Here is a 26,425-nt window from a genome sequence, read left to right on the forward strand (position 1 = left end):
AGTTATGCAATTACGTAAAGAAAACATACTTGTTGTTGATGATGATGTAAATATTCTTGAACTTTTACAACGTCATCTGCAATCATGGAATTATCATGTTTTTAAGGCTATTTCGGTAAAAGAAGCGGTTACTATTTTACGTGATACAAAAATTGATTTATTGATTACCGATTTAAAAATGCCTGAGGTAGATGGTTTTGAACTTATAAAGTTCGTGTCAGAACATTATCCTAAACTTCCAAAATTGGTTGTTACGGGTTATCCATCAGTTCAAGGTTCTTTAGCTGCAATTAAATCAGGAGTAGTCGATTATTTAACCAAACCTTTTACAAAAGATGAGTTAAAATCTGCATTAGATAAATCTTTAATTACCTCTGAAGAAAAACTACAAAGAATAGACACACCTTCAATAGCACAAAATAAAGCTTATGGAGAAATTATTGGAAATTCTGAGAAAATAAACGAAGTAATACAATTAATAGAACGAGTAAAAGATAATAAAGCTACCGTATTTATTAAAGGAGAAAGCGGTACAGGTAAAGAGCTAGTTGCCCGCGCTATTCATTATCAAGGCAAATTTTCTAGAGCCCCATTTATTGCAGTTAATTGTGGTGGTATTCCAGAAAATCTTTTAGAAGCAGAATTGTTTGGATATTTGAAAGGAGCTTTTACTGGTGCAGAAACGAATAGAGAAGGTTTTTTTCAGGCCGCTAATGGTGGTACCATTTTTTTGGATGAAATAGGAAACGCATCACTAACTGTACAATCACGCTTACTAAGAGTTCTACAAGAAAAAGAAGTGGTTCGAGTGGGTTCAACTAAAGCAGAAAAGGTAGATGTTCGGATAATAGCCGCTACAAATAGTGATTTGCGAGAGATGATACAGAAACAAACTTTTAGAGAAGATTTGTTTTATAGATTGACTGTTGTAGAAATAAACGTAGCTCCATTAAGGGAAAGAAAAGATGATATTACATTGTTAGTAGATAAATTTATTTTTAAATATGGAGTAGAATATAAAGACCGATTTTTAAAAATTACACCTGAAGCTTTAGGTGTTTTAAGTCGTTATAATTGGCCAGGGAATATTAGAGAACTTGAAAATATAATTCAGCGTGCTGTAATTATGTGTGATAAAGTTATAGATGTAGAGCATTTTCCAGATCATCTAAAACATGAAATAACGTTTTCTACAGACGAACTAGTACCTCTTAGAGTTGTTGAAAAACAATATATAGAAAAAGTATTGCGTGCTACAGGAAATAATAAAACAAAAGCAGCAGAAATTCTTCAAATAGACAGAAAAACCATTCGACAAAAAATTTCAGAATAGATATTTATCACTGATTCATTTATACCCGTATGGGTAATTTTATACAGTACCTGTCTTTAATTAAAACTTACTTCATAGCGCTTTAAACCCTTTAATATAAAGGGTTTTCGTGTTTTTTAATCTGAACCTTATTTGCTTTGGCATAAGCATTGCCTTTATGTATAGGTATAACATTTATTAGTTTAATTATGAATCACTTTAATATTTGTCCGAGTTGCACATATCGTAACAACTGTGTATTAACAATACAAAAAGGTAAGGTTTGGTCGTGTAGTGAATTTGATGAAGAGTTATCAAATAAAAATATAACACCGCTATCAAAAAAATATCAAAAAAAACATTTAGAATTAGTTTAAAATTTAATTCTAACAATTAAGCTACAATTTAAAAAATACTAGAAATGATAACATTGGCACCAGAATTAAAAAAAGGCACTAAAAAGGCTCCAGTAAGAGGTATGATGGATAATGTGATGGATCAATTTAATAGTGCTTCAGATCAGATTAATTTACATCCAAACATTAGAAAAATATTAAGTATTACGAATAATGAAATTGTTGTCAATTTTCCTGTGAAAATGGATAACGGAGAAGTTGAAATATTTAAAGGGTATAGAGTTCAGCATAACAATGCTTTGGGCCCTTATAAAGGCGGTTTACGATACCACCCAACAGTAGATATTGATGCAGCTAGAGCTTTAGCAATGTGGATGACCTGGAAAACATCATTAGCGGGTTTACCCTATGGTGGAGGTAAAGGAGGTATAAAATTAGATCCTTCAAAATATTCACAATCAGAATTAGAACGAATCACAAGACGATTTACGTTTGCTCTAGCAGATAATATTGGACCGGAACATGATATACCTGCACCAGATGTTAATACAAATAGCCAAACTATGGCTTGGATTGCAGATACTTATATGAGTACGCGTCCGCCAGCAGAACGTACAGCAAATCAACATGTAGTTACAGGTAAACCAGACGGAAGTGGAGGGTTAGAAGGCCGTGACAGAGCTACAGGTTATGGAGTGTATTTGTCTATTAAGTTTTGGGCAGAGAAAAATAATGAGAATTTAGTTGGTAAAAAGTTTATTGTTCAAGGTTTTGGTAATGTTGGCTATTGGGCAGCTCATTTTTTAGAAAAAGATGGCGTTAAATTAGTTGCAGTTCAAGATGCTTACGGAAGTATTCAAAATCAAAAAGGAATAAATGTTGATGATTTATTTAAGTATAGCAAAATTAACGATGGGAGTATTGTCGATTTTCCAAAAGCAAAGCCTGTAGGTGAAAATAAATTTTTCACTCTAGATTGTGATATATGCATACCTGCAGCATTGGGCAATCAAATTACCAAACAAAATGCACCTCGAATAAAAGCAAGACTTATTGCTGAAGGTGCAAATGGGCCAACAAATGTTGAGGGAGAGAAAATACTATTAGATAGAGGAATAACCATTATACCAGATATTTTATGTAATTCGGGTGGTGTGGTTGGTAGTTATTTTGAATGGCTGCAAAACCGAAATGGAGAGATCTGGCAGCAGGAAGAAGTAATGGCGAAATTGGATAGAAAGATGAGAGAATCTTTTGATAAAGTTTATAATTATTCTAAAAATGAAGGTGTTGATATGCGTACAGCAGCATTCTGTATTGCTATAGAGCGTATTGAAAAAGCATATATACAAAGAGGAATTTTTCCTTAAAATTTAAAAATAAAAGATATGAAATACGGAAGTTTAATATTAGAAAAGAAAGAGTATGTATATCTAAAACGCATACTTAATATATCTGGATATGTTGGTGATCTCCAAACTCAAAAGTGTTTAACATCATTATCAGAAGAGTTAAAAACAGCTCACATTGTAGATGAAGAAGAAATGCCTTATGATGTGATAAGGTTTAATAGTAAGGTTACGGTAGTTTTTGAAAATGGTATTGAAAAAATAGTGCAAGTTGTTATCCCAACAGATAAGGATTTGAGCCAAAATAAAATTTCTATTCTCACGCCATTAGGTTCTGCTTTGATAGGGTACTCAAAAGATGATGCTATTTTATGGGATTTTCCTAAAGGTAAACAGCAACTTAAAATAGTTGAAATAACACAAGCAAAAAACTTTAGTGAGTTTGATTTAGTAATTTAAAATTTAAAAATATGAAAACTTTAAATACAACAATATATAATCACGATACAGATGTAGATATAACACACAAAATTAATACGATGGAGTTAGATAATTGGATTAATCATTTAAAATATATAAAAAAAGAATTGGTCAATCTAATAGGGATAACGAGTAAAGATTTAAAAAATAAATTTAATGATGACACTGTTGTAGAGCGCTTTCAAAAAAAAGAAGGTGAAAATGAAACGTTATTAAATGCGCTTCAGAAATATGCAACCTCAAGGTCTAATATTATAGAATGTGAAGATATGGATTGTGATATGATTTACATTACAGAGCATGAAAGTTACAGAAGAAGTTATTTATATCATTTAGATAAATATAGAAGGCTTAAAGATGAGTTTTTTAACAAAGTACAGGGCAAGTTTACTCTTTTAGATGCTAATTAATTTTTATACTCAATAACGTTTGACTTCAATTTCAATATATAAAATAGATATGCATAGAAGGCTTTGCATAGAAAAAGACTTAAACGAAGCAAGCACTTGGATAAGTACGTTAGAATCTTTTAATAATGAACTAGATCATCTGTCGGTAATTGAAAAGCAGCTTATAAAAAATGCTTCACTTTCACATTCAATTTTAGCTATTCGAAGAAAAAATATTTTAAATATGGCAAGCTTATGTAAATATGAGCAAGAACTTAAAACAGAATATGAATATGGAAAAGTCGAGTATAATGCTGTTAGGTCAAAATATCATGAAAAAAAACGACAGAATTATTTAGAATTGGTGAAAGAACAAATAGTTTTTAAGAATCAAATTTATTCTTTTCTAAAGAAGTTTAAGCGTCAATAATTAAAACTGATAAATTATTCTTAGGCACACAAAATCATGATTAATCAATAGTAAATAAATTGATTTTAAGTTAGTTAATGTTATCATAGATTTTGTGCATTTATAACCGCAAAGGTGATTGACTTTGCGGTTAGCCTGAGAAAAATATTTAATGAAAAGAACCACATTTAAAATAACTAAAAGATGAAAAAAATTTTAATTCCAACAGACTTGTCACTTAATAGTTATCAGACGATAGATTATGTGACTGAACTTTTTGCAAACGAGCAGTGCGAATTTTATTTTTTGAATGCATATAATTATGGTCTTTCAGGTTTAAATGCAATTGAGATGCTTCAGGCAGATGAAGAGTGGTTCGATAAACCTAAAAAAGAATCGATTGAACAGTTATGGAAATTGGTAGAGCGATATACACTCAAATCTAAAAATACTAAACACGCATTTAATGCAATTTCTAATTGTATGAATCTGACAGATAGTATAAAAAAGAATGTTGAAGAACTAAGTACAGACTTAATTATTTTAACTGGTAGAGCTAAGGAGAATGTAGGAAATACTACAGAAAGTATATTAGAAAAAGTTAGAAATTGCCCTATTCTAATTGTTCCTCCACATGCTAGTTCTAGTGATGGTATAAACCTTACCATTGCTTCAGACTTTAAACAAAAGATTAATATTAATGAAATTGATAGGTTTTGTAGAACCTTAACTAATACTAACTTTAGGGTTGGTGTATTAGTGCTTGAAAAGCAAAATTCTTTATCAAAAGAAGCATGTAATAATTTAGAAGGCTTAATTAACTATTTAGCTAAATTCTCAATTGAACCAATAGGTTTAGAATATATAAAATCATCATACCGTCTTAAAGATTATGCTGCATCTAATATTAAGGGTATTCTGTGTATTATAGATAAAAAGCCAGACTTATTTAGAAAAATTGGTCTTTATAAGTCTAATGTCATTTCAATTTTAAAAAAAATAAATACAAATACAGTATTAACAATACATCAATAAGTGATTTTTTAATCTTTTTTTATGCTTTTAGGCTTATTTATCATCTTAAAGTAAAATACTTTCTTATAGATTATAAGAATATAAAATATAATTAAGGAAGATTATTGGCTATTTTTTTAGCTACAGAATTAACAGAATTATTGGTTTATCTATGGAGTGAAAAATAAAAAAAGGGAAAGTGTATTATATTAAGTATATAGGTGCTTTGCCTGTATTTTTGTAATTACGTATGTTTGGTTCGGTATTTTTATTAATTTAACAAAATAGCAGTTAAATTAGTGTTGATTATTTAATAGATAGTAAATGTCAAAAATATATTAAACAAAAAAAAGTCAAGAATTAACTTCTTGACTTTTACTGATTTTATTAGTAGCGAGAACGAGAGTTGAACTCGTGACCTCCGGGTTATGAATCCGACGCTCTAACCAACTGAGCTACCTCGCCATGTTTTTTTAACGGCTGCAAATATATACTTTAATTTCCTGCTTATCAAAATAAGATTGAAAAAAATATTATCATCTTTTAATTTTTTAATAATATATAAATATTTATATTGCCCATTGAAAATATATTTAGAATGAGTGAAAAAGTAAAATTCGAAATTGAGTTTGTGATACAGTCATCACCTCAATTACTATATAGCTATTTGTCAACACCATCAGGACTTTCTGAATGGTTTGCAGATAACGTAAATTCAAGAGGAGAGAAGTTTTTTTTTATTTGGGACGGGTCTGAAGAAGAAGCAAAACTCTTAAAAAGAAAAAGTGATGAATTTGTAAAATTCACTTGGGTTGACGAAGAAGATGATAGCTTTTTTGAAATGCGTATAATAGTTGACGAAATAACATCAGATGTATCTTTATTTATTTCAGATTTTGCTGAAGAAGATGAAATTGATGAAGCTAAAATGTTGTGGACTAATCAAGTAGGTAGTTTAAAGCAAGTTTTAGGCTCTGCTTAAAGGTTATTTGTCATATTAACAATATCTTTGACCTTGAATTTATTCAAGGTTTTTTTATGCTTAATTTTAACGGGAAACAACATTCTGAAGATAGTTTTTTTTTAAACCAAGAAAATAGAGGGCTTCGCTATGGAGACTCATTGTTTGAGACAATACGAGTTGTAAACAATAAAATTTATTTTTGGGAAGATCATTATTTACGCTTAATGGCTTCTATGCGAATTTTGAGAATGCAAATTCCTATGAGCTTTACAATGGAATATTTAGAAGATCAAATATTACAAACGATAGCTTCAAATACTTTAGATAACGCACCTGTTAGAATACGATTGACCATTTTTAGAAATAATGGAGGCTTATATCTCCCTAAAACAAACGATGTTTCTTTCGTAATTGAAGCAAAAAAGCTAGATCATACGTTTTTTATTATAAATGATTCAGATTACGAAGTAGAGCTTTTTAAAGATTTTTATGTAAATCAAGATATGCTTTCTACATTAAAGACTAATAATAGAATATTAAACGTTGTAGGCAGCGTTTTTGCGAAAGAAAACAATTATGCAAACTGTTTGTTACTTAACAACCAGAAAATGGTTGTAGAGGCTTTAAATGGTAATATTTTCATGGTTTCTGGTACAACTATTAAAACACCTCCAAAAAAAGATGGTTGTATTAATGGCATATTAAGAAAAAAACTAATTGAAATATTAAATAAACTAGAAGGCTACACACTCGAAGAAACTTCTATTTCTCCTTTTGAATTACAGAAAGCAGATGAATTATTTATTACAAATGCAATTGTAGGCATACAGCCTATTACAAAATACCGAAAGAAAATGTATGCGAATACGGTTGCTAAAGATCTTTTAGGAAAATTAAATGCAGCAGCTAGGTTAGGCTAATTTAAACTAGGATTTTCAGGGGTGTTAGAAAAAAGAAGGTAATCTCCGCCTAATTCTACCATTTTTTCTTTCCAAAAAGCATCAGGTTTTTTCTGAATAATATCACTTTCGTATTCGTTAGGTACAATTACCCACGATTTTGAAGTAAGTTCTTTGTCTAATTGTAGAGATTCCCACCCAGTGTATCCTAAAAAAAAACGTATATCATCTTCAGATATAAGGTCCGAATTAATAAGTTGTACAATTTTTTCAAAATCGCCACCCCAATAAATACCATCAGATATTTCGATGCTATTGTCTATTAGGTTTGGGACTTTGTGAATAAAGTATAGGTTGTCTTGTTCTACAGGTCCGCCGTTAAATACTTGAAAGCTAGCAGATATCTCAGAAACTAAATCGTTAATGGTGTATTCAAGAGGTTTGTTTAAAATAAAACCTACAGATCCATCACAGTTATGTTCAGCCAGTAAAACAACAGAGCGGCTAAAAGAAACATCACCAGTTAATGCTGGTTCAGCTATAAGTAACTTTCCTTTTTCAGGTTGAATTTTTATCATCTAATCAATGGTTATATTACCTAAAGTAAGATAAAAATTATATTTATGAAAACCTTTGATAAAAAAAAGCACTTCGTAAAGAAGTGCTTCAATTATATTTCTAAGTTATTTCTTAGTTTACTGCTTTTGCTAATTCAGCACCAGCTTTAAACTTAACAACGTTCTTAGCTGCTATTTTAATAGTTTTTCCTGTTTGAGGATTTCTACCATCTCTAGCTTCTCTTCTAGATACAGACCAAGATCCAAAACCTACTAAAGAAACTCTACCGCCGTCTTTAAGAGAACCTTCAACATTTCCTAAAAAAGATTCTAAAGCTTTCTTTGCAGCTGCCTTTGTGATACCAGCGTCTGCCGCCATTGCATCGATTAATTCTGTTTTGTTCATAATTTTAATAAATTAATTGTTGTTAAAATTTCTATACCTTAACAAAATTATAAGGATTTGTCACTAACGCAAGTAAAACAAGGGGAAATCGGCGTTTTTGTTAATAACTATAGGTGTTTGTTGATAAAGTAGGGTTTTTTTTACATTTCATCGAGCGTACTGATAGCAAGGCTTTAGCCGACTTGAGCGTTTTTTTCTAATTTCAAACCATTTAATACATCTTGGGTTTTCATTTTTCGCTTTCCTGGTAATTGAATTTCTAAGAGTTGAATGTAACCTCCAGCAACTACAACCTTTATTGTTTTTTTATCAAAAATGATTGTTTTAGTTTTTAGACTATGATTTTCTTTCTCCATAGCTACATCATATATTTTTAGAAACAATTCTTCTTTATTATTATATAATGTTGTCCAAGATGCAGGGTAGGGGCTTAGGCCTCTAATATGATTGTATATATCATCAATTGGTTTCGTCCAATCTATTTCACAAGTATCTTTATGAATTTTATAGGCTACCTTTTCAATATGTGATTGTGGCTGTGGTTGAGTTATAACTTTTCCTTCTTCAATAGTCTTTACCGTTTTTAAAACTAAATCAGCACCAGATAGCATTAATTTATCATGTAATGTTCCTGCTGTTTCATCAGGAGTAATGTCTGTTTTTGATTGCAATATAATTTCTCCTGTATCAATTTTATCATCAATAAAAAAAGTAGTAACGCCTGTTTTAGTTTCACCATTAATAATTGCCCAGTTAATAGGTGCAGCACCTCTATAGTCAGGTAAAAGTGATGCATGTAAATTAAAAGTGCCAAATTCAGGAATATCCCAAACCACTTTTGGTAACATTCTAAAGGCTACAATTATTTGTAAATTGGCATTAAGATTTTTAAGCTCTTCTAAAAATTCTTCGTTTTTTAAATTGGTAGGTTGTAAAACTTTTAAGTCGTTTTCTACTGCATATTTTTTTACAGCAGACTCTTGTAGCTTTCTACCACGCCCAGCAGGTTTATCAGGAGCTGTTATAACACCTGCAATATCATAAGAGTTTTGCACAAGTGTATTTAAAATACCAACTGCAAAATCAGGAGTACCCATAAATACTATTCGTAGCTTATTCATATTTATATTATTTTATATTCGTTTTTTGAACTAATTTCTATTTCTCCGTTTTCTAATAAAGATTGTAATGCGCCGAAAATAACTTCTTCCTTATATAATATAGTACGAATTAGTTGTCTAGAGCTTTGTGGTTCTTTTTTCAATTCATTAATTACAGTCTCTTTGGCTAACTCAATTATTTCATTTGATATAGGCGGTGCTTTTAAACAAACATCACACTTACCACATTTTTTTCTTTTTTCTCCAAAATAACTCAATAACTGCTCGCTTCTGCAAATTGTATCGTTTTTAATATATGCTAGTATAGCCTCTATATTATTAGTTTTTTGAGTAATTAATTGTTCTACTTTTTTTGCAAATAAGTTAATAGTACTATCATCTTCTCTAGGGACTAAAAACTCAATTTCAATATCATTGTGCTGTGCGGTATAGGTTATAATCTTATCTTTTTCTAATTGTTCAAGTGTTTTTGCTATTACAATTTCTGGAACGTTTATTTTTTTAGAAAGTGACCATGTATTTATTTTTGTATTATAATCGAATATACCGCCATACGACCTTAAAATAGTCTGTATGATTAGAGTGCTTTTTGTGTAGGTTTCAATGTAATCGAAAACCTGATTTTTGGTAGCTATAAATTGTATGCTTGTTTTTTTAGAAAAATTTTCAGATAAAGCAATTACAGAGTTTTGATCTAAAACTCTTAACCCGTTATATGTTAAAAATTTATTGAGTTTATAGGTGTCACAAAAAGCATTGAAATTTAATTGATAAGGCTCTTCACTAATCTCTCCGAATGATATTTGAAAGTAATTATTTAATTTTTTGTATAATAACTTAAGAAAAGATACATCTGGTAAACCGCCAAAAAATTGTTCTTTAGTTCTAACTTCATCCGTTTTGTTTATTAATAAAATAGCTTCAGAATCATCTCCATTTCTTCCTGCCCTTCCTGCTTCTTGAAAATAGTTCTCAACACTATCAGGTATTTGAAAGTGAACTACAGTACCAACATCTGGTTTATCTATACCCATACCAAAAGCATTAGTAGCAACCATAACTTGTACTTTATCTTGTAGCCAAAGCTCTAGGCGATCGTCTTTTTCTTTTTTAGTTAATCCTCCATGGTAAAAAGTTGCTTTTATTTTATGGTGATTTAAAAAATTAGAAAGTTGCATGGTATTTTTTCGAGTGCTTACATATACAATTGCACTTTTTTTATTTTGGAATAAAATTTCTTTTAGTTGATATTCTTTATCATCATCATACTTAACTGAAAAAGCAATATTTTCTCTAGAAAAAGATGTTTTCTGTATTAAGGGATCTTTTAACTGTAAATTTTTAATAATATCATCTGCAACATTAGGTGTAGCAGTAGCTGTTAAAGCAATCATTGGTGCATTCGGAGCCAAATCTCGCAATATAGAACAAGCTAGATAAGCAGGCCTAAAGTCGTTTCCCCATTGTGATATACAGTGTGCTTCATCAATAGCTATTAAACTGACATTCATTTGTTGAATGCGGTCTTTAATTATTTCTTGCTGTAATCGTTCAGGAGATAGGTATAAAAATTTATAATTACCATATAAACAATTGTCAAGCAAATCTACAAGCTCATTATTACCTATTCCACCAGCTAGAGCAATGGCTTTTATACCTTTACTTTTTAGATTATCTACCTGATTTTTAATTAGAGCAACAAGCGGAGATACGACAATGCAAATACCCTCTTTTGCTAAAGCAGGTATTTGAAAGCATAAAGATTTTCCTCCTCCTGTAGGTAGTAATGCAAGTACATCTTTTTGATCTAAAATAGAAGTGATAATTTGCTCTTGAGATTCTTTAAACTCTGAAAAGCCCCAATACTGCTTTAGAATATCTTTTGGGTTTTTTTGCACTAGTTTAAATTTAGTTTTTCTAGTATAAAAATAACACGTTCTTCAATACTTAATTTAGGAACATCAATTATATTGTATCCGAAATTTTCGTAAGTCTGTTTTATATGTTTATGGATTTTTACAGCTTCATCATAATTCTCATATCGCTCATTATCAGATGTATGTATTTCTTTCCAAGGCGGTAATAAAAATATAGCATCATAAGTATATTGTTTACTAGTGGTAGTAAATTCTTCAGGATATTCAGTGCCAAAACAATCTAAATAAGCAATCACATCATGTATACCACGGTCTAAAAAAACTAAAGAATCAATATGGTTTTCAGCATCTTTAAATTGTGATATTCTTCCTTCAAGTATCCGTTTGCTAAACAAAACAGGATCAGTTAAAAAAAGCTGTTCTATACCCTCTTCTCTGGCCTGTAAAGTTACTTGTCTTGATATTTCGTGAAAACATTTAAAACCTTTTTCTTCAATATAATTGATTACAGAAGTTTTTCCTGTACTTGGTCCACCTGCGATTACTATTTTTTTTGTACTCAAAAGCTGTCTTTTTTCAATTAACAAAAGTAATGAAAGCATATTGACAAAAAAATTGGCATTGAAACTTTATATTTGTAAAAAGATTAAGATGGAATCAGAAAAAGAAGTAGAATTTTATAAGACATTAAAAGAAAGACTAAATGAAACGTCTTCATGGCCATCAATATATCCTTATAAGTTTATAGTACCTACAGCTGGTTCGGCTATAAAGGAAATTGAATCAATATTTGATGATACAAAGGCTGTTGTTTCAAAAAAACTATCTAAGAATGGTAAGTATACTAGTGTTTCTATAAATTTAGAAATGGATGGGCCTGATGCTATTATTGAAAAATATAAGGCTGTAGGTGAAGTAAAAGATGTAATATCGCTATAAAACGTCAGGTTTTCCTATATTAAGGTTTAATTGCAATCTAATTCAATTTATAAATCATATAACCTTAGTATATATACAAGATTTTTGTTATTTTGCATGCTTTAAGAGTATACTTTCCTCTTTATAATTATTAAGAAAAACTTTTCAATTTGAGTTTAGCAAACAACGAGGTATTCAATTTAGAATACAATACAGAGCGTCCTCAGCTTATTATTCCTGAGTATGGACGTCATTTTCAAAAAATGGTAGATTACGCAATGTCAATTGAAGATGATGTAGAGCGTAATAAAATAGCACAATCTATTATTAGCGTAATGGGTAATTTGCAGCCACACTTTAGAGATGTTCCTGATTTTCAACATAAATTATGGGATCAACTTTTTATCATGTCTGATTTTAAATTAAAAGTAGACTCTCCGTACCCAATTACTACAAAAGAAATGCTTAGAGAAAGACCAGAATCTCTCGCATACCCTCAAAACTACCCAAAATATCGTTTTTATGGTAATAACATAAAATTGATGATTGATGTAGCTATTTCTTGGGAAAAAGGAGATAAGCGTGATGGTTTGGAATATGCCATCGCAAATCACATGAAAAAATGTTATTTAAATTGGAATAAAGATACGGTTGAAGATAAGATTATCTTTAAACATCTACTTGAGTTAAGCGATGGTCAAATAGATTTGTCTGAAGATGAAACACTTACAGATAGTGGTCAGTTTTTGAAAAATAGACCAGCAAAACAAAATTCAAATCGTTCTAATAATCTGGCAAAAAAGAATAATAGAAATACTAACAATAATAATCGCAATAAAAAGCGATTCTAAAATATATCAGCATTAAATGGGGACATTTAAAATTGAAGGTGGTCACCAACTAAGTGGCGAAATTACTCCTCAAGGAGCAAAAAATGAAGCATTACAAATTTTATGCGCAGTACTTTTAACAGCAGAGCCTGTTACTATTAGCAATATTCCTGATATTGTTGATGTAAATAAGCTTATCGCTTTATTAGAAGATTTAGGCGTTAAAATTCAGAAAAAAGGTAAAGGAACATACAGTTTTGTTGCAGATGATGTAAACCTTGACTACTTGCAATCAGATCAGTTTAAAGAAGACGGTAGAGGTCTTAGGGGTTCTATTATGCTTGTTGGTCCTTTATTAGCACGTTTCGGAAAAGGATACATTCCTAAACCAGGAGGCGATAAAATTGGCAGAAGAAGATTAGACACACACTTTGAGGGCTTTATAAACCTTGGTGCTAAATTCAGATATAATAAAGAAGAACATTTTTATGGTGTAGAAGCTAAAAAGCTAAAAGGTACTTATATGCTTTTAGATGAAGCCTCGGTAACTGGAACTGCCAACATAGTAATGGCAGCTGTTCTTGCAGAAGGAAAAACTACAATTTATAATGCCGCTTGTGAGCCTTATCTTCAACAGCTTTGTAAAATGTTAAATAGAATGGGGGCTAAAATTACAGGTCTCGGTTCTAATTTATTAGAAATTGAAGGGGTAGATACACTTGGTGGTACTGAGCATCGTATGTTGCCAGATATGATTGAGATAGGTAGTTGGATTGGTCTTGCTGCGATGACAAAAAGTGAGCTTACAATTAAAAATGTAAGTTGGAATGATCTAGGTCAAATACCTTCTGTATTTAGAAAATTAGGTATTACGATAGAACGTAAGGATGATGATATTTATATTCCTGCACACATTAATGGTTATGAAATTCAAAACTATATAGATGGTTCTATTTTAACAATATCAGATGCTCCTTGGCCTGGTTTAACACCAGATTTATTGAGTATTATTTTAGTAGTGGCTACACAGGCTAAAGGAGAGGTTTTAATACATCAAAAAATGTTTGAAAGCCGCTTGTTTTTCGTAGATAAATTATTAGATATGGGAGCAAAGGTTATTCTTTGTGATCCACATAGAGCAACAGTTATTGGTCACGACTTTAAATCTACATTAAAAGCAACCACTATGGTTTCTCCAGATATTAGAGCGGGAGTTTCTTTATTAATAGCAGCACTTTCTGCGAAAGGAACATCTACAATTCATAATATTGAACAAATTGATAGAGGGTATGAAAATATAGATGAACGTTTACGTGCTATTGGTGCTAAAATAACACGTTTATAATTACGTTATATTTGTAATGTTAAAAGCCCGTAAAGTGAAAACTTTACGGGCTTTTTGTTTCTTATACTGTCTTTAGTAAAATTATAAACCTTTGCTTTTAAACACCCTTGTTAATCGGGTATTGGTTGGGTATTTTCTTTTAGAGGTTAAGTTGTTAAAAATTAAGGCAACAATAAATAAAATTAAAGTACCTGTTAGTACAGGGGAAATAATATAAAAATAACCTAAAGCTTTAATTTTTTCTGTACCAATAACAGCAATAAGCGCAGTGGCACCACCCGGTGGATGTAATGTTTTTGTTATTTGCATAGCTACAATAGAAACAGAAACAGCAAGAGGAGCCGTAATCCAAACAATGTCAGGCATTAATTTGAAAATAGTTACTCCAATAAAAGCTGAAATAACTTGACCTCCAATAACATTTCTGGGTTGTGCTAGCGGACTTTGTATTGCACCGTAAATTAAAACACTTGAAGCACCAAAAGAGCCAATTAATAAAATATTTTCTAATTGTGGTAAATATGATGATTGTAAAAATGCGATTAATGCAATACCTGTAAAAGCACCGATAAATGACCAAAATTGTTCTTTAAAATCAATAAGGGTTTCTTTATAAATTACATACCTTGATATTCGGACATTTCTTTTTATTTTATTGCTTATTTTGTTTTTAACTTTCATTAGAACAGCCTTTAATTGTGCTTATTTTAAATCGTTGCAAACTTAACAATTACATTTTTCTTATTATAAATATTGCATATGTTTTTGCTTTTCATGCAGAAGTGTTTTTAAAACCAAAGAATGTTTATTCTCGTAAGTGTCTGTATGAAAATAAAGATATATAAGTTGATTTTTTTACTTGTGTTGCCTAATATTTTAATCTCTCAAAAAATAGATAATTTAACATCTTTTAGAGAAATAAAGAGTGATAGTTATTTTAGGTTTAGTTATGAGAATGATTTTTTTTCAGCTACTGATCGAGATTATACACAAGGGTATAGTTTAGAATTTGTGAATTCTAAACTAGAAAAAAACCCTATAAACCATTTATTTTTCAATCTTGACAAATCTAATTACAAGTATGGTATTTCGATTGAGCATATAGGATTTACACCTAATAATTATGTGAGTTCGGAAATCCAATTTGGAGATAGGCCTTTTTCATCTGCAATTATGCTTAAAAGTTTTAATATAGCAATAGACAGTATTAGAAAAAGAAGAATAGCACAAACATTTAGTTTAGGTTTAATAGGTCCAGGGGCTTTCGGTAAAGAAATGCAAGTTGAAATACACAAAGTAACAGGAAACAAAATACCAGGTGGTTGGGATAATCAAATTAAAAATGATTTAGTTATAAATTATAAGGTAGATTATGAAAAGCAATTAATAAGGTATACTGACTTATTTGCTTTACAAGCGAACTCAAGCATGCAATTAGGAACTTTGTTTTCAAATGCATCTGTAGGTTTTAACACTCAAATAGGTATCATAAACTCTCCATTTACTTTAAATAAACCAGAGAAAGCTTTTCGATTATATGCATATGCTCAGCCAATTGTTAAAGTTGTTGGTTACGATGCGACTTTACAAGGTGGTGTATTCAATAAAGAGAGTGTTTATAATATTAGCTCAGGTAGTATTGAGCGATTTACAGCCCAATTTAATTACGGTATAGTTATAAAAACAAAGACGCTGTATTTTGAATATTCAAAATCTTTTATTACTAAAGAATTTAATTCGGGTAATTCAGCTAAATGGGGAGGGTTTAAAATAGGTTTTACACTTTAATATTGGAATATTTAGGGTGTTATCCCACTTCTCTTTCTAATGCTAAAAAGTGTGTAGTCTCAGAGTTGTAAAGAGGTATAATTTTTATTTCACAACTGTAAGGAGTTTTATCTTTTTTGTAGTTGATAATTACATCTGTAAAAGAAATATTTTGGACTATTTTTTCTCGAATCCTTTTTTTTGTTTCTGCAGATGTGTTAGCACCTTGTAAAAAGGCAGGTGTTTTATTTATAGCATGTTTTTTAGTATAACCTGTCATATCAGAAAATCCATTATTTACCCAAACAATTTGTTTTTCTAGATTTGTAATAACAAGGGCATCAAAAGTCTGATCTTTAAAAATACTTTCGATATCATTTTGCCAATTTAATTTTTTAGCAAGCGCAGAAAATTCTTTAATGTCATTTTCTTTTTTCAAACGTTCGGCCTCATTGTAAAAATTTTGACTGTAAATATCCCAACATAAAAGAGGCATTACTTTAGCATTAGATTCAGGTATATTTAATTCAATATCCTTTTTTTGCTCTTTACTTAAAGATGATAAGTAAAGGTCTAAACACATCATATCTGCTAAATTATTTTTCATAAATCTTATTTTATAGCCTAACTTATTTGTTTATATAACAAAGTTACTAGTTTTAAAATGCTTTAAAGATCCTTAGCATCATTTATTTCAATCCAATAGCCTTCTGGGTCAGTTAAGTATATTTGTCGCACACCATCAGCTCTTAGTGTTATTCCACCTTTTTCTCCAGGCCAATCTTCATAAGATATATTCTTATTATTTAAATTTTCAATAAAGGAATCTAGTTGATTTGTTGAAAGGCAAATATGACTAGATTTATGTTTTTTCATAACAACAGCATCTTTGTAAATTAAATGTAGCTGAGTATTACCTTGAATAGAAAACCATCTAAAATTAGGATCTTTTGTGGGGTGTTCAATTTCTTGTAAACCAATAATATTTTTGTAAAATTCTCCAGTAGCTTTTAAATCATTTACAATCAGAGTAGCATGATCAATTGTAAAATTATATGATTGCCCTTTTGCAATGAAAAACGTTATAAAAGCGAGTATAAAGAGTGTTTTTTTCATAATTATATTTTAACACAAGTTACTTAAAAAAGTACCGAATATTGTGTTTGTGTTTAAAGCGTATATATTATAAATCCATTTCAAGTATAATAAAATCGAAGCCATCCTTTGAATATGTTTTAGTAGTTTCTAATAAACCAAATTTTTTATAAAAAGCAATTTTAAGAATGCGGGCATTACACCATATTTTTTTTGTTTTTTCTTTTTTTGAATATTCTATTATGTGTTTTATTAATGAAGAAGCATGCCCTTTTCCTTGCTCAGAAACAGCTGTTGCAAGTTTCCTAAACTGAGCATTATTGTTTTCAAAAAATAAAGAAACAACAGAAACGATTACATCATTTTTTACAACAGCAAAATGCTCACCTTTATTATCTTTTGGTAATTTAATAGCTTCTAAAGGTAAATTAGGATACATTACGGTATGCCTTAAATGATATGTTTCTTCTGTGGTTATTTTTTTAATTTCTATCATTATTATTCATCTCGATACTTTTTCATAATTTCTTTAAATAAATCGCCTGTAGAAGGTGGTGTAAATGATATAGCATTAGCACCTGCTTCAATAGCTTCTAGTATAGAAGCGTCAGATTTTCCACCTGTTGCTAATATGGCAACATTAGGGTCTATATCTTTTATTTTTTTTATGATATCAGCTGTTTTTGCAGCACCAGAAACGTTAAATATATCGACACCTGCCGCTATTCTACCTTTTATATCATCGTGTTCAGATACGATAGTTATGGTAATAGGAATGTCTATTTTCTCTTTTAATTCAGATATTAACTTATTTGGTGTTGGTTTATTTAAAACTACACCCATTGCACCTTGAAACTCAGCATGTATTGCCAATTCTATTGATCTTGCTCCGGTTGTTAAACCACCACCTACACCGCAAAAAATGGGCTTATCAGCAGCAAGAATTAATGCATTTGATATTACAGGTTGTGGTGTAAATGGGTAAACAGCTATAATAGCATTTGCATTTGTATTTCTGATTATAGCAACGTCAGTACTAAATACAAAAGATTTTAATAGTTGTCCGAAAACCCTAATACCTGAGCATTCATTAATGATTTCAGGAACGGTTACAATATTATTTCTAAGACGACTGCCGAATGAGGGTATATTATCCATTTTTAAAATAAAAAATACCTTTTAGATAAAGTATTTATAAAATAAAGATATGTTTTTTAGCGTTCAGTAAATCAATTTTTATAATTATTCTAAAGCTTTTTTATAAGTAGATAAACAGCGCTCTCTGGCTAGTTTATGATCTACCATTTTTTCAGGATAGGTGAGTTCTTGTAGGTCAGGAACCCATTTATTGATGTACTCTTTTTGTTTATCAAACTTATCAACTTGAGTCATCGGATTAAAGATTCTGAAATACGGAGCAGCATCAACGCCCGAACCAGCAGCCCATTGCCAGTTACCAACATTAGCGCTAAGATCAAAATCAAGTAATTTTTCAGCAAAATAAGCTTCACCCCAACGCCAATCAATTAATAAGTGTTTACATAAAAAACTAGCTACAAGCATGCGTACCCGATTGTGCATATAACCAGTCGTGTTTAGTTCTCTCATACCTGCATCAACAAGTGCATAACCCGTCTGCCCGTTTTTCCATTTTTCAAATTCATCTTCATTATTGCGCCATGTAATTCTATCATATTTTGGCCTAAATGCTTCATGTGTGGTATGTGGAAAATGATACATAATTTGCATGAAGAATTCTCGCCATATCAATTCACTCCAAAAAACTTCATTCTTTTCGTTTATAGCCTTTTTCATCATTTTACGAATTGATACCACTCCGAAACGTAAATAAGGGCCTAATCGCGATGTACCGTCTAAAGCAGGATAGTTTCTGGTGTCTTCATAATTTTCAATTAAATCAGGAGTTACTGTGTATTCAGGTACTGTAATTGAAGATTTTTTAAAACCTATGTCAGATAACGATAGGTTGGGTAACCGAGAATGTTCTATTGTATTATCTAAATATTGTGAGGTGTAGTGTATTTTTAAATCTGTTGATGGTTTAAAAATAGATTTCCATTTATTTTTAAAAGGAGTGTAAACAACGTATGGGTCTCCATCATCTTTCAAAACATCATTTTTTTCAAAAATCACCTGATCTTTAAAGGTGTTGAATTTTATATTCTTTTTTTCTAATAGTTTTTTTATGTCTTCATCCCTTTTTTTTGCATAAGGTTCATAATCTGTATTCGTATAAACTTCTTGAATACTATAAGACTCTGAAAGCTCGTTAAATACTTTTTCGGGAGTACTGTAATAAATACCGATAGAACTATTCACTTTTGTTTGAAGTTCTTCTCTCATGTTCTGAAGTGTTTCAAAAATAAAAGAAACTCTAGCATCATCTTGCGGTAATTTTTCTAATATTTCTTTATCAAAAATGAAAATAGGTAAAACGGGAAACTCTCCTTTTAATGAAGCTAAAAAACCTACATTGTCATCTAATCGAAGGTCACGTCGAAACCAAAAAATAGAAACTTTTTTATTCATATAAATAATGTACTAATTAATGTTTAAAGATGATAAACCACCGTCGACTCCTAAAATTTGTCCAGTCATCCAACTACTTTTATCACTTAATAAAAATAAAGAAACATCAGCAATATCTTCAGGTTTACCAACTCTTTTTAGAGGATGCCTTTGAGACATTATTTCAACTTTCTTATCCGTATTTAAGAGTCTTTTAGCTAAAGGTGTATCAATTAAAGAAGGGGCAACTACATTAATTCTAATTTTAGGAGCATACTCTGCAGCCATAGATTTTGCAAAGCCCTCAATAGCTCCTTTTGCAGCGGCAACGCTTGAATGAAAAGGCATTCCTGTACCTACAGCAACTGTGCTAAAAAACACCATACTTGAATTAACACTCATTTTACTAATTATATTTTTAACAATTTTAACTAAGCTAAAAAAGTTCAACTCCATGTCTTCATAAAAAGTATCTAAACTCATCATTTTAAAGGGTTTTAAATTGATGCTACCAGGGCAGTATACAAAACCATGCAATTCATCAGGCAATACAGAAGTATCTAATTCATCATTCAAAACATCAAAAGGAATATGAGTAACATTCAAATTCTGAATTTCTTCTTTAGTTCTAGATGCTATGTATACATTATGTTCTTTTTGTAATTCACTAGCTATTGAAAAACCGATTCCGTGTGAACCACCTATTAATAATATATTTTTTTTCATGTTATATTTTTTTTAATTCTAGCTCATTTTGTATACCAGGTACTTTTCCGAAAAGTTTGATTAACTTTTCTTCTCTATATTTAAAAATAGTTTTTAATTGTTTTTTGATAAACAATGAGTTAGCTAATTGGCCTAAAATACCAAAAGGAACTTTGTAATCAATTATATCTTCCATTTCAACACCGTTGGGAGTGGTTTTTAAAAAATGTTTATGATGCCATAATTGATAAGGACCAAACCTTTGCTCATCTACAAAATAGAAACCTTCATTAACATTTGTAATTTCAGTAACCCATCGTGTTTTATAGCCAGGAAAAGGTGAAACTGTATATTGTATTATTTGTCCAGAAAACATTTTTCTGTCAGCACCAGATAATACTTCAAAACCCATAGATGAAGGAGTAATTATTTTTAAATTACTAGGGTTTGATAGAAAATCCCATGCCTCTTGTTGTGTTATTGGTAATGTTTGTTTAGATTTTAACTGAAACAACTTCATATTAGAAATTTATTTTTGGAAAAAGAATAAACAAAAATACATATTTTGTTTAACATAAATATATAAAGTATAAACAAAAAGGATTTAATTAGCCTAGATGTTAAAGTGAATTGCTGATTCTTATACATAAAATAGACAGAATAGTTAGTTTTTTTTAAGGTTTCGTTAACAAATGAAGGTTGCCTTTATTGGTAGCTTTGTTAAAAATAAATGACTTATATATTATGAAAAAAACAGCTATTTTATTATTGTTAGCTTTTACGAGTTTAGCTGCAAAAGCTCAAATTACCACACCACAACCTAGCCCTTTATCGACAGTTAAACAAGTTGTTGGTTTGACTGATGTTACTTTAGAGTACTCTAGACCGGCAATGAAAGGAAGGATTATTTTTGGAGATTTAGTGCCTTTTGAAAAATTATGGAGAACAGGTGCTAATAATAATTCAATTGTTACTTTTAGTACAGATGTAAGTGTAGCAGGTAAAGCACTTAAAGCAGGCACTTACGCAATATTTACAATACCAGGAGAAACTATTTGGGAAGTTAATTTTTATACTGACACAAATAACTGGGGAACTCCTAAAAGTTGGGATGCAAGTAAAGTTGCTGCAACTATTAAAATAAATGCATCAAGCATTTCTGAGAAAGTAGAATCATTTACAATTGAAATTAGTGACTTGACAAACAATGGAGCAAACCTTTCTATTTTATGGGATAAGACGAAAGTTGTAATACCTTTTACCGTACCTACGGATACAACTGTTATAGCATCTATCGATAAAACTATGGCTGGGCCTGGATCTAATGATTATTATGCATCAGCAGTTTATTATTTAAATTCTGATAGAGATATTAATAAAGCAAAAGAATGGATTGATAAGGCTATTTCAATGGCTGAAACTCCTGCTTTTTGGCAGTTAAGACAACAATCTTTGATTTACGCTAAGGCTGGTGATAAAAAAGGAGCTATCGCAGTAGCTAAAAAATCTTTAGCAGCTTCAGAAGCAGCTGGTAATGCAGATTATGTTAAAATGAATAAAGATTCATTAGCAGAGTGGGGAGCTAAATAATTTAGCTTTCATACTACATAAAAAGCCTCATAAAGTAAAACACTTTATGAGGCTTTTTTATTCACCGTATTATTTTTATTTATCTCCTAAATTTTTAGTTTTCAAAATATTATCAAACAATTGAAAGAAGCAGGATATAAAAATAGCTAATAGGCAACCAATTAAATTTAATAATAAATAACTCATTTTTTCATGTCCAGATGGGTATATAAATATGAAAGAATAATAGATTACAATAACTAGAATCTGAGTTAAAATAGCGCCTAAAAACACAGCATTACTTTTTACAAATTTAAAGAAGAATGCTAATAAAAATATACCTAATACATTACCATAAAAAATTGATCCAATTATATTTACAAGTTGTATTAAATTATCGACAAGTGTAGCGGCACAAGCTATTAGTATAGCAATTACACCCCAAACCATTGTAAACCATTTAGAAATAGATACGTAATACTCTTGTGATTTTTTAGATTCTGGATCGGTATGTCTTTTATAAAGGTCTAATGATGTAATGGTTCCTAATGCATTTAATTCAGAAGCTGTTGATGACATTGCAGCAGAAAGTATTACAGCTAAAAGTAAGCCAATAAGTCCTTTAGGTAAGTAGTTTAATATAAAGTGGATAAAAACATAATCTTTATCATTAGTTTCTGCACCAGAATCGGCTTGCTTAATTACAGCCCTTGCAGCTTCTCTATTTTGTTTATCTTTTTCATTAATATGAATAATGTTTTGTTTGGCTTCAATAGTGGCGTCATATTCTTTAATATCTAAAGCCATCGAAAACTTATCTTGTGCAATCTTTTTTTCTATTGCTAACTCTTCATGAGCTTCTTGCAGTAATCTATAATCATCTGCATATTTTGATTCTAAAACGGTAGCTGTTGCGGCAGGGTTAAAGTTTAAAGGAGAAGGATTGTACTGATAAAATACAAATACTAAAACACCAACTAAAAGAATAAAAAACTGCATAGGTATTTTAAAAATACCATTGAAAATTAACCCTAGTTGACTTTCTCTAACTGATTTACCAGATAAATATCTTTGAACTTGACTTTGATCTGTACCAAAGTAAGCCAAGAAAAGAAAAAAGCCCCCTGTAATACCATTCCAAAATGTATATCTCGTAGAGGTGTTAAAACTAAAATCTAATACATCTAGTTTACCACTGGCTCCAGCAACTTTTAATGCTTTACTAAAATTCATATCTGCTGGTAAATAACCTAGTATAAAGAAAAAGGCTATAAACATACCCAGCATAATAATAAACATCTGTTGCTTTTGTGTAACATTTACAGCTTTAGTACCTCCTGAAACGGTATATATTGTTACGATTGTACCAATAATTACGTTTAGTGTTTTCAAATCCCAACCTAAAACAGCAGATAAAATTATAGAAGGAGCAAATATGGTAATACCAGCAGCTAAACCTCTTTGAATTAAGAATAAGAGCGCAGCAAGAGTTCGTGTTTTAACATCAAACCGAGCCTCTAAGAATTCGTAAGCAGTATATACTTTTAATTTATGATATAGTGGTACAAATACAATACATATAACAACCATGGCTAATGGTAGGCCAAAATAGAATTGAACAAACCCCATTCCGTCATGAAATGCTTGACCAGGAGTAGATAAAAATGTAATAGCACTGGCTTGAGTTGCCATTACAGAAAGCCCAACTGTTGTCCAATTGGCTTCTTTACCGCCTAATACATAATCATTAACATTTTTACTTCCTTTAGTTTTCCAAACACCATAACCTACAATAAATGCAAGTGTACCAACCAATATAATCCAATCAATTAACTCCATGCTATCTGTTCTCTGTCATTATGAAATAAAAAATAATAACATAAATAATATTTAATAATAAAACGATGGAGTATTCCTTCTTCCAAACAAATTTTTCGTTCATTTTATTATTGTTTTAATTCTTTTTTGGTAACAACCGTTTCTTTTCCTAAAGATAACATATTAGCAAAAAGCTTGTATGCACCTGTTACACCAGCTGGTAATTCTCTAAAAAAGCTAAGACCTGTATATATATAGTTTCCTTTTCCATATTTAGCCACTAATAAACTTCCTTTTTTACCAGTTTCACCTTCATCATTCATTTCTAATATGGGAGTAAACTCATTCGACCATTCACTCGGAAAGTACAAGCCACGTTCTTGAACCCAACCTTCAAAATCTTTCGATGTAATTTTATTAGGAAAATTTAGAAGAGAATGGTTTTTATTTAAAATTTTCACTTCAGCATTTTCATCTGTTACTCGATCTTTTGAAAGTGTAAGGTCATAAGGAGCAATATTTTTAAATTGTTTATTCCATCTTCCTGAGGTATTATATTGCACAATTAACGTGCCACCATTTTCTACATATTCTAATATGTTTTTTTGCTTAAATTTTAGTTCAGACACAACATTATAAGCTCTAATGCCCATAACTATTGCATCATATTTTTTTAAGAGTGAGGTAGTAATTACACTAGGGTCTATTTGTTCAACATAATACCCCATTTGCTCTAAGCTTACAGGTACTTTATCTCCTGCACCAGCAATATAACCAATGTTATTGCCCGCTTTTTCTATATTTAAGCGTACAACCTTAGTTTCTGAAGGCATTAAAACAGTTTGTTGCGGAATATGGTCGTAAGCAATTGTAATTAACTCTTTTGTAATTTCTTTACCATCTATTTTTACGATAGGAGTTATTAAACTTTCATTTTCAGAGGTAGGAGGGGTAAGAGTGAAATACAAGGTTTGTTCATCTCCTTTATTTATAATATTGAATGCTTTGGTATCACTATCTACAGACCAACCTGTCGTATGAGATAAAACAACTTCTCCTTTAGCATTATCTTTATGGGCTTTAACAACTATGGGTACTTGTTTAGACTTACCATCAGCAAAAATCAAAACTTTATCTTTTATTTGAGCTGTAGCTTCTGGAATAATTTCAAAAGGCTGATATAACTCACCTTTATCTGGTTTTGAAAATCTGTAAACTACAGGTTTTAGGATATGAATTTCTTTACCATTAAACTCTAATTTAAATAAAGCATTTATAGCTCTTGGTGTTTCTGGATTTCCAATTAATTGTTGATCACTTACAACATATGTACCCAACGTACTTTTATCGTTAAGCCAGTAAGGATTCGTGTATTTGGTATTTTCGGCAACCTTATAATTAATTTTGAAATTAGATTTAATGTTATTTTTTAAATCGATAATAGAATCTTTACTAATAACATCAGTTAGAGTAATACTTTTTAAAACAATTTTGTTTTTACTTCTGTTGATAGCTTCAATTTCAACTTCTATTTCTCCTCCAGGGTTTGTAGAAGAAGTGTTAGCTGTAGCTTCTAAGTATAAACCAGAAATAGATTCTATAATAGCAACTAACTCTTTCGTTTTATCCGTTTTCCAATCTTTATCTGTGCTTTTTTGTAATAGCTCATACGCTTTTAAAAGCTCAGGTAAGTGCTCAGATGGGTTTTTGAAATTATAGTTTTTTTCAACGGCATATAGTATATCTCCGATTGCTTTTCCTCCATTAATTCTGGTCCAAGTAGTATTTATTCCATCAAAAATATTATCCTTATTTTTAGGTAAATCTCCTTTTAAAAGTTCAATGTATTCTTTTTCAGAACCACGAGAAGTTAATCTTCCGAACCCTTGACATAAATGTTGACTTCTAGCTATATCAGCAATTTCATTATTAGAAAGACCTAAATTTGGATAAAAAACTCCTGTATCTACACTTAATAGATTTGTTTTATCTGCTTTATCAAAATTTTCTTGATTACCATAAAACCACCAAGAAGTATTAAAGAAAAGTCGTTTCGGTTGCCATGTCGTTGTTTGTGTTAATTGATCAGAATATGCATTTGTGTTATTAGCTAAATCAAAAGCTTCAAAACTTAACATAGCAGAAGAGGTATGATGCCCGTGAGTAGTACCAGGAGATCGATGATCAAAGCGATTGATGATAACATCTGGTTTAAAGTTTCTAATAACCCAAACAACATCACTTAACACTAAATCTTTATCCCAAATTTTTAAAGTTTCGTTTGGGTGTTTAGAGAAACCAAAGTCTTTTGCTCTTGAAAAAAACTGTTGACCACCATCAACACGCCTAGCAGCAAGAAGTTCTTGTGTTCGTAAAACACCTAAAAGTTCTGATAACTCTGTGCCTATTAAATTTTGACCTCCATCACCACGTGTTAAAGATAGATAAGCTGTTTTGGCTTTCACATTATTAGATAAGTATGAAATTAGCCTTGTGTTTTCATCGTCGGGGTGAGCAGCTATATATAATGCTTTTCCTAAAAAATTTAATTTTTGAATTGATAAGTAAATATCAGAAGAACTGTTTTTTTTGGGGGCTTGTGCAAAACAAAATACGTTTATAACTAAGGTGATAAATAATAACCTTATGTTTAGACTCATAATTTTTATAAATTAGTTGGTGATCAAAAATAGAAAGATATAAAAAGAAGCTCGTT

Annotated in this window: 28 protein-coding genes and 1 tRNA gene; 13 read left to right on the plus strand and 16 right to left on the minus strand. The window is 30.4% G+C overall.

What is annotated here, in order from left to right; all coding sequences use genetic code 11:
- Nucleotides 1–4: 4 nt before the first annotated feature.
- The 6 genes from H0I23_RS04375 (at nucleotide 5) to H0I23_RS04400 (ending at nucleotide 5,330) form a co-directional block, all read left to right on the plus strand.
- Nucleotides 5–1,333 carry a sigma-54 dependent transcriptional regulator gene (locus tag H0I23_RS04375; protein ID WP_216785245.1) on the plus strand — a complete coding sequence of 443 codons (1,329 nt, stop codon included), beginning with the start codon at nucleotides 5–7 and terminating at the stop codon, nucleotides 1,331–1,333.
- 400 nt (nucleotides 1,334–1,733) lie between these two features.
- Nucleotides 1,734–3,038: a Glu/Leu/Phe/Val dehydrogenase gene (locus tag H0I23_RS04380; RefSeq protein ID WP_216785246.1), complete on the plus strand. Its 1,305-nt coding sequence runs from the start codon at nucleotides 1,734–1,736 to the stop codon at nucleotides 3,036–3,038.
- An 18-nt stretch (nucleotides 3,039–3,056) separates the two neighbouring features.
- Nucleotides 3,057–3,476, plus strand: a complete 420-nt coding sequence (locus H0I23_RS04385) for a GreA/GreB family elongation factor (RefSeq protein WP_216785247.1) — start codon at nucleotides 3,057–3,059, stop codon at nucleotides 3,474–3,476.
- A gap of 11 nt (nucleotides 3,477–3,487) precedes the next feature.
- Nucleotides 3,488–3,907 (plus strand): hypothetical protein, encoded by a 420-nt coding sequence (locus H0I23_RS04390; RefSeq protein WP_216785248.1) that lies wholly within the window; start codon nucleotides 3,488–3,490, stop codon nucleotides 3,905–3,907.
- 19 nt (nucleotides 3,908–3,926) lie between these two features.
- The gene (locus H0I23_RS04395; RefSeq protein WP_254073651.1) at nucleotides 3,927–4,316 is read left to right on the plus strand and encodes a hypothetical protein; all 390 of its coding nucleotides are present in this window, start codon (nucleotides 3,927–3,929) and stop codon (nucleotides 4,314–4,316) included.
- Nucleotides 4,317–4,499: 183 nt separating this feature from the next.
- The gene (locus H0I23_RS04400) at nucleotides 4,500–5,330 is read left to right on the plus strand and encodes a universal stress protein (protein WP_216785249.1); all 831 of its coding nucleotides are present in this window, start codon (nucleotides 4,500–4,502) and stop codon (nucleotides 5,328–5,330) included.
- A 370-nt stretch (nucleotides 5,331–5,700) separates the two neighbouring features.
- Here H0I23_RS04400 and H0I23_RS04405 read toward each other — a convergent pair.
- Nucleotides 5,701–5,774: transfer RNA gene (locus H0I23_RS04405), tRNA-Met, on the minus strand.
- Between the two features lie 133 nt (nucleotides 5,775–5,907).
- Here H0I23_RS04405 and H0I23_RS04410 point away from each other — a divergent pair.
- Complete coding sequence (locus H0I23_RS04410; protein ID WP_216785250.1) at nucleotides 5,908–6,291, plus strand: START-like domain-containing protein; 384 nt, start codon at nucleotides 5,908–5,910, stop codon at nucleotides 6,289–6,291.
- A gap of 56 nt (nucleotides 6,292–6,347) precedes the next feature.
- The gene (locus H0I23_RS04415; RefSeq protein WP_216785251.1) at nucleotides 6,348–7,193 is read left to right on the plus strand and encodes an aminotransferase class IV; all 846 of its coding nucleotides are present in this window, start codon (nucleotides 6,348–6,350) and stop codon (nucleotides 7,191–7,193) included.
- On the opposite strand, the gene H0I23_RS04420 is transcribed toward H0I23_RS04415, so the two are convergent.
- From H0I23_RS04420 to H0I23_RS04440, 5 genes are all read right to left on the minus strand, one after another.
- Complete coding sequence (locus H0I23_RS04420; RefSeq protein ID WP_216785252.1) at nucleotides 7,190–7,750, minus strand: YqgE/AlgH family protein; 561 nt, start codon at nucleotides 7,748–7,750, stop codon at nucleotides 7,190–7,192. The genes H0I23_RS04415 and H0I23_RS04420 overlap by 4 nt on opposite strands.
- Nucleotides 7,751–7,862: 112 nt before the next feature.
- Nucleotides 7,863–8,135, minus strand: coding sequence for an HU family DNA-binding protein (locus H0I23_RS04425; RefSeq protein WP_216785253.1), 273 nt, complete (start codon nucleotides 8,133–8,135; stop codon nucleotides 7,863–7,865).
- Nucleotides 8,136–8,308: 173 nt separating this feature from the next.
- A complete protein-coding gene (gene fmt / locus H0I23_RS04430; protein ID WP_216785254.1) occupies nucleotides 8,309–9,256 on the minus strand; it encodes a methionyl-tRNA formyltransferase in 948 nt (315 codons plus the stop codon).
- A 2-nt stretch (nucleotides 9,257–9,258) separates the two neighbouring features.
- Nucleotides 9,259–11,154, minus strand: coding sequence for an ATP-dependent DNA helicase RecQ (locus H0I23_RS04435; RefSeq protein ID WP_216785255.1), 1,896 nt, complete (start codon nucleotides 11,152–11,154; stop codon nucleotides 9,259–9,261).
- Entirely contained in the window at nucleotides 11,154–11,696 is a 543-nt protein-coding gene (locus H0I23_RS04440) for an AAA family ATPase (protein ID WP_216785256.1), read from the minus strand. Before H0I23_RS04440 ends, H0I23_RS04435 begins: the two co-directional genes overlap by 1 nt.
- Nucleotides 11,697–11,784: 88 nt before the next feature.
- On the opposite strand from H0I23_RS04440, the gene H0I23_RS04445 reads away from it, so the two are divergent.
- The 3 genes from H0I23_RS04445 to murA all read left to right on the plus strand — a co-directional run bounded on the left by H0I23_RS04445 (nucleotide 11,785) and on the right by murA (nucleotide 14,226).
- Nucleotides 11,785–12,072, plus strand: coding sequence for a DUF493 family protein (locus tag H0I23_RS04445; protein WP_216785257.1), 288 nt, complete (start codon nucleotides 11,785–11,787; stop codon nucleotides 12,070–12,072).
- A 149-nt stretch (nucleotides 12,073–12,221) separates the two neighbouring features.
- Complete coding sequence (locus H0I23_RS04450) at nucleotides 12,222–12,902, plus strand: DUF4290 domain-containing protein (RefSeq protein WP_216785258.1); 681 nt, start codon at nucleotides 12,222–12,224, stop codon at nucleotides 12,900–12,902.
- Nucleotides 12,903–12,918: 16 nt separating this feature from the next.
- Entirely contained in the window at nucleotides 12,919–14,226 is a 1,308-nt protein-coding gene (gene murA / locus H0I23_RS04455) for a UDP-N-acetylglucosamine 1-carboxyvinyltransferase (protein ID WP_216785259.1), read from the plus strand.
- Nucleotides 14,227–14,307: 81 nt separating this feature from the next.
- Here the strand turns inward: murA and H0I23_RS04460 are convergent, their stop codons facing one another.
- Nucleotides 14,308–14,907: an HPP family protein gene (locus H0I23_RS04460; protein ID WP_216785260.1), complete on the minus strand. Its 600-nt coding sequence runs from the start codon at nucleotides 14,905–14,907 to the stop codon at nucleotides 14,308–14,310.
- A gap of 144 nt (nucleotides 14,908–15,051) precedes the next feature.
- Here H0I23_RS04460 and H0I23_RS04465 point away from each other — a divergent pair, with 144 nt between their 5' ends.
- The gene (locus tag H0I23_RS04465; protein WP_216785261.1) at nucleotides 15,052–16,014 is read left to right on the plus strand and encodes a lipid A deacylase LpxR family protein; all 963 of its coding nucleotides are present in this window, start codon (nucleotides 15,052–15,054) and stop codon (nucleotides 16,012–16,014) included.
- A 19-nt stretch (nucleotides 16,015–16,033) separates the two neighbouring features.
- On the opposite strand, the gene H0I23_RS04470 is transcribed toward H0I23_RS04465, so the two are convergent.
- From H0I23_RS04470 to H0I23_RS04500, 7 genes are all read right to left on the minus strand, one after another.
- On the minus strand, nucleotides 16,034–16,600 hold the full coding sequence (locus H0I23_RS04470; RefSeq protein ID WP_216785262.1) for a PAS domain-containing protein: 567 nt from the start codon (nucleotides 16,598–16,600) through the stop codon (nucleotides 16,034–16,036).
- Between the two features lie 62 nt (nucleotides 16,601–16,662).
- Nucleotides 16,663–17,109: a VOC family protein gene (locus H0I23_RS04475; RefSeq protein ID WP_216785263.1), complete on the minus strand. Its 447-nt coding sequence runs from the start codon at nucleotides 17,107–17,109 to the stop codon at nucleotides 16,663–16,665.
- A 67-nt stretch (nucleotides 17,110–17,176) separates the two neighbouring features.
- The gene (locus H0I23_RS04480; RefSeq protein ID WP_216785264.1) at nucleotides 17,177–17,584 is read right to left on the minus strand and encodes a GNAT family N-acetyltransferase; all 408 of its coding nucleotides are present in this window, start codon (nucleotides 17,582–17,584) and stop codon (nucleotides 17,177–17,179) included.
- A 2-nt stretch (nucleotides 17,585–17,586) separates the two neighbouring features.
- Nucleotides 17,587–18,246, minus strand: a complete 660-nt coding sequence (locus H0I23_RS04485; protein WP_216785265.1) for a hydrolase — start codon at nucleotides 18,244–18,246, stop codon at nucleotides 17,587–17,589.
- Between the two features lie 84 nt (nucleotides 18,247–18,330).
- Entirely contained in the window at nucleotides 18,331–19,638 is a 1,308-nt protein-coding gene (locus H0I23_RS04490; RefSeq protein WP_216785266.1) for a deoxyribodipyrimidine photo-lyase, read from the minus strand.
- A gap of 12 nt (nucleotides 19,639–19,650) precedes the next feature.
- Nucleotides 19,651–20,343, minus strand: a complete 693-nt coding sequence (locus H0I23_RS04495; RefSeq protein ID WP_216785267.1) for an SDR family NAD(P)-dependent oxidoreductase — start codon at nucleotides 20,341–20,343, stop codon at nucleotides 19,651–19,653.
- A gap of 1 nt (nucleotide 20,344) precedes the next feature.
- Entirely contained in the window at nucleotides 20,345–20,842 is a 498-nt protein-coding gene (locus H0I23_RS04500) for an SRPBCC family protein (RefSeq protein ID WP_216785268.1), read from the minus strand.
- 224 nt (nucleotides 20,843–21,066) lie between these two features.
- On the opposite strand from H0I23_RS04500, the gene H0I23_RS04505 reads away from it, so the two are divergent.
- Nucleotides 21,067–21,912: a DUF2911 domain-containing protein gene (locus H0I23_RS04505; RefSeq protein WP_216785269.1), complete on the plus strand. Its 846-nt coding sequence runs from the start codon at nucleotides 21,067–21,069 to the stop codon at nucleotides 21,910–21,912.
- 75 nt (nucleotides 21,913–21,987) lie between these two features.
- Here H0I23_RS04505 and H0I23_RS04510 read toward each other — a convergent pair whose 3' ends face one another.
- On the minus strand, nucleotides 21,988–23,730 hold the full coding sequence (locus H0I23_RS04510) for a sodium:solute symporter (protein WP_216785270.1): 1,743 nt from the start codon (nucleotides 23,728–23,730) through the stop codon (nucleotides 21,988–21,990).
- Nucleotides 23,731–23,837: 107 nt separating this feature from the next.
- The gene (locus tag H0I23_RS04515; RefSeq protein ID WP_216785271.1) at nucleotides 23,838–26,369 is read right to left on the minus strand and encodes a PIG-L family deacetylase; all 2,532 of its coding nucleotides are present in this window, start codon (nucleotides 26,367–26,369) and stop codon (nucleotides 23,838–23,840) included.
- Between the last annotated feature and the right edge of the window lie 56 nt (nucleotides 26,370–26,425).

The sequence above is a fragment of the Cellulophaga sp. HaHaR_3_176 genome (assembly GCF_019021925.1).
Lineage (GTDB): Bacteria > Bacteroidota > Bacteroidia > Flavobacteriales > Flavobacteriaceae > Cellulophaga.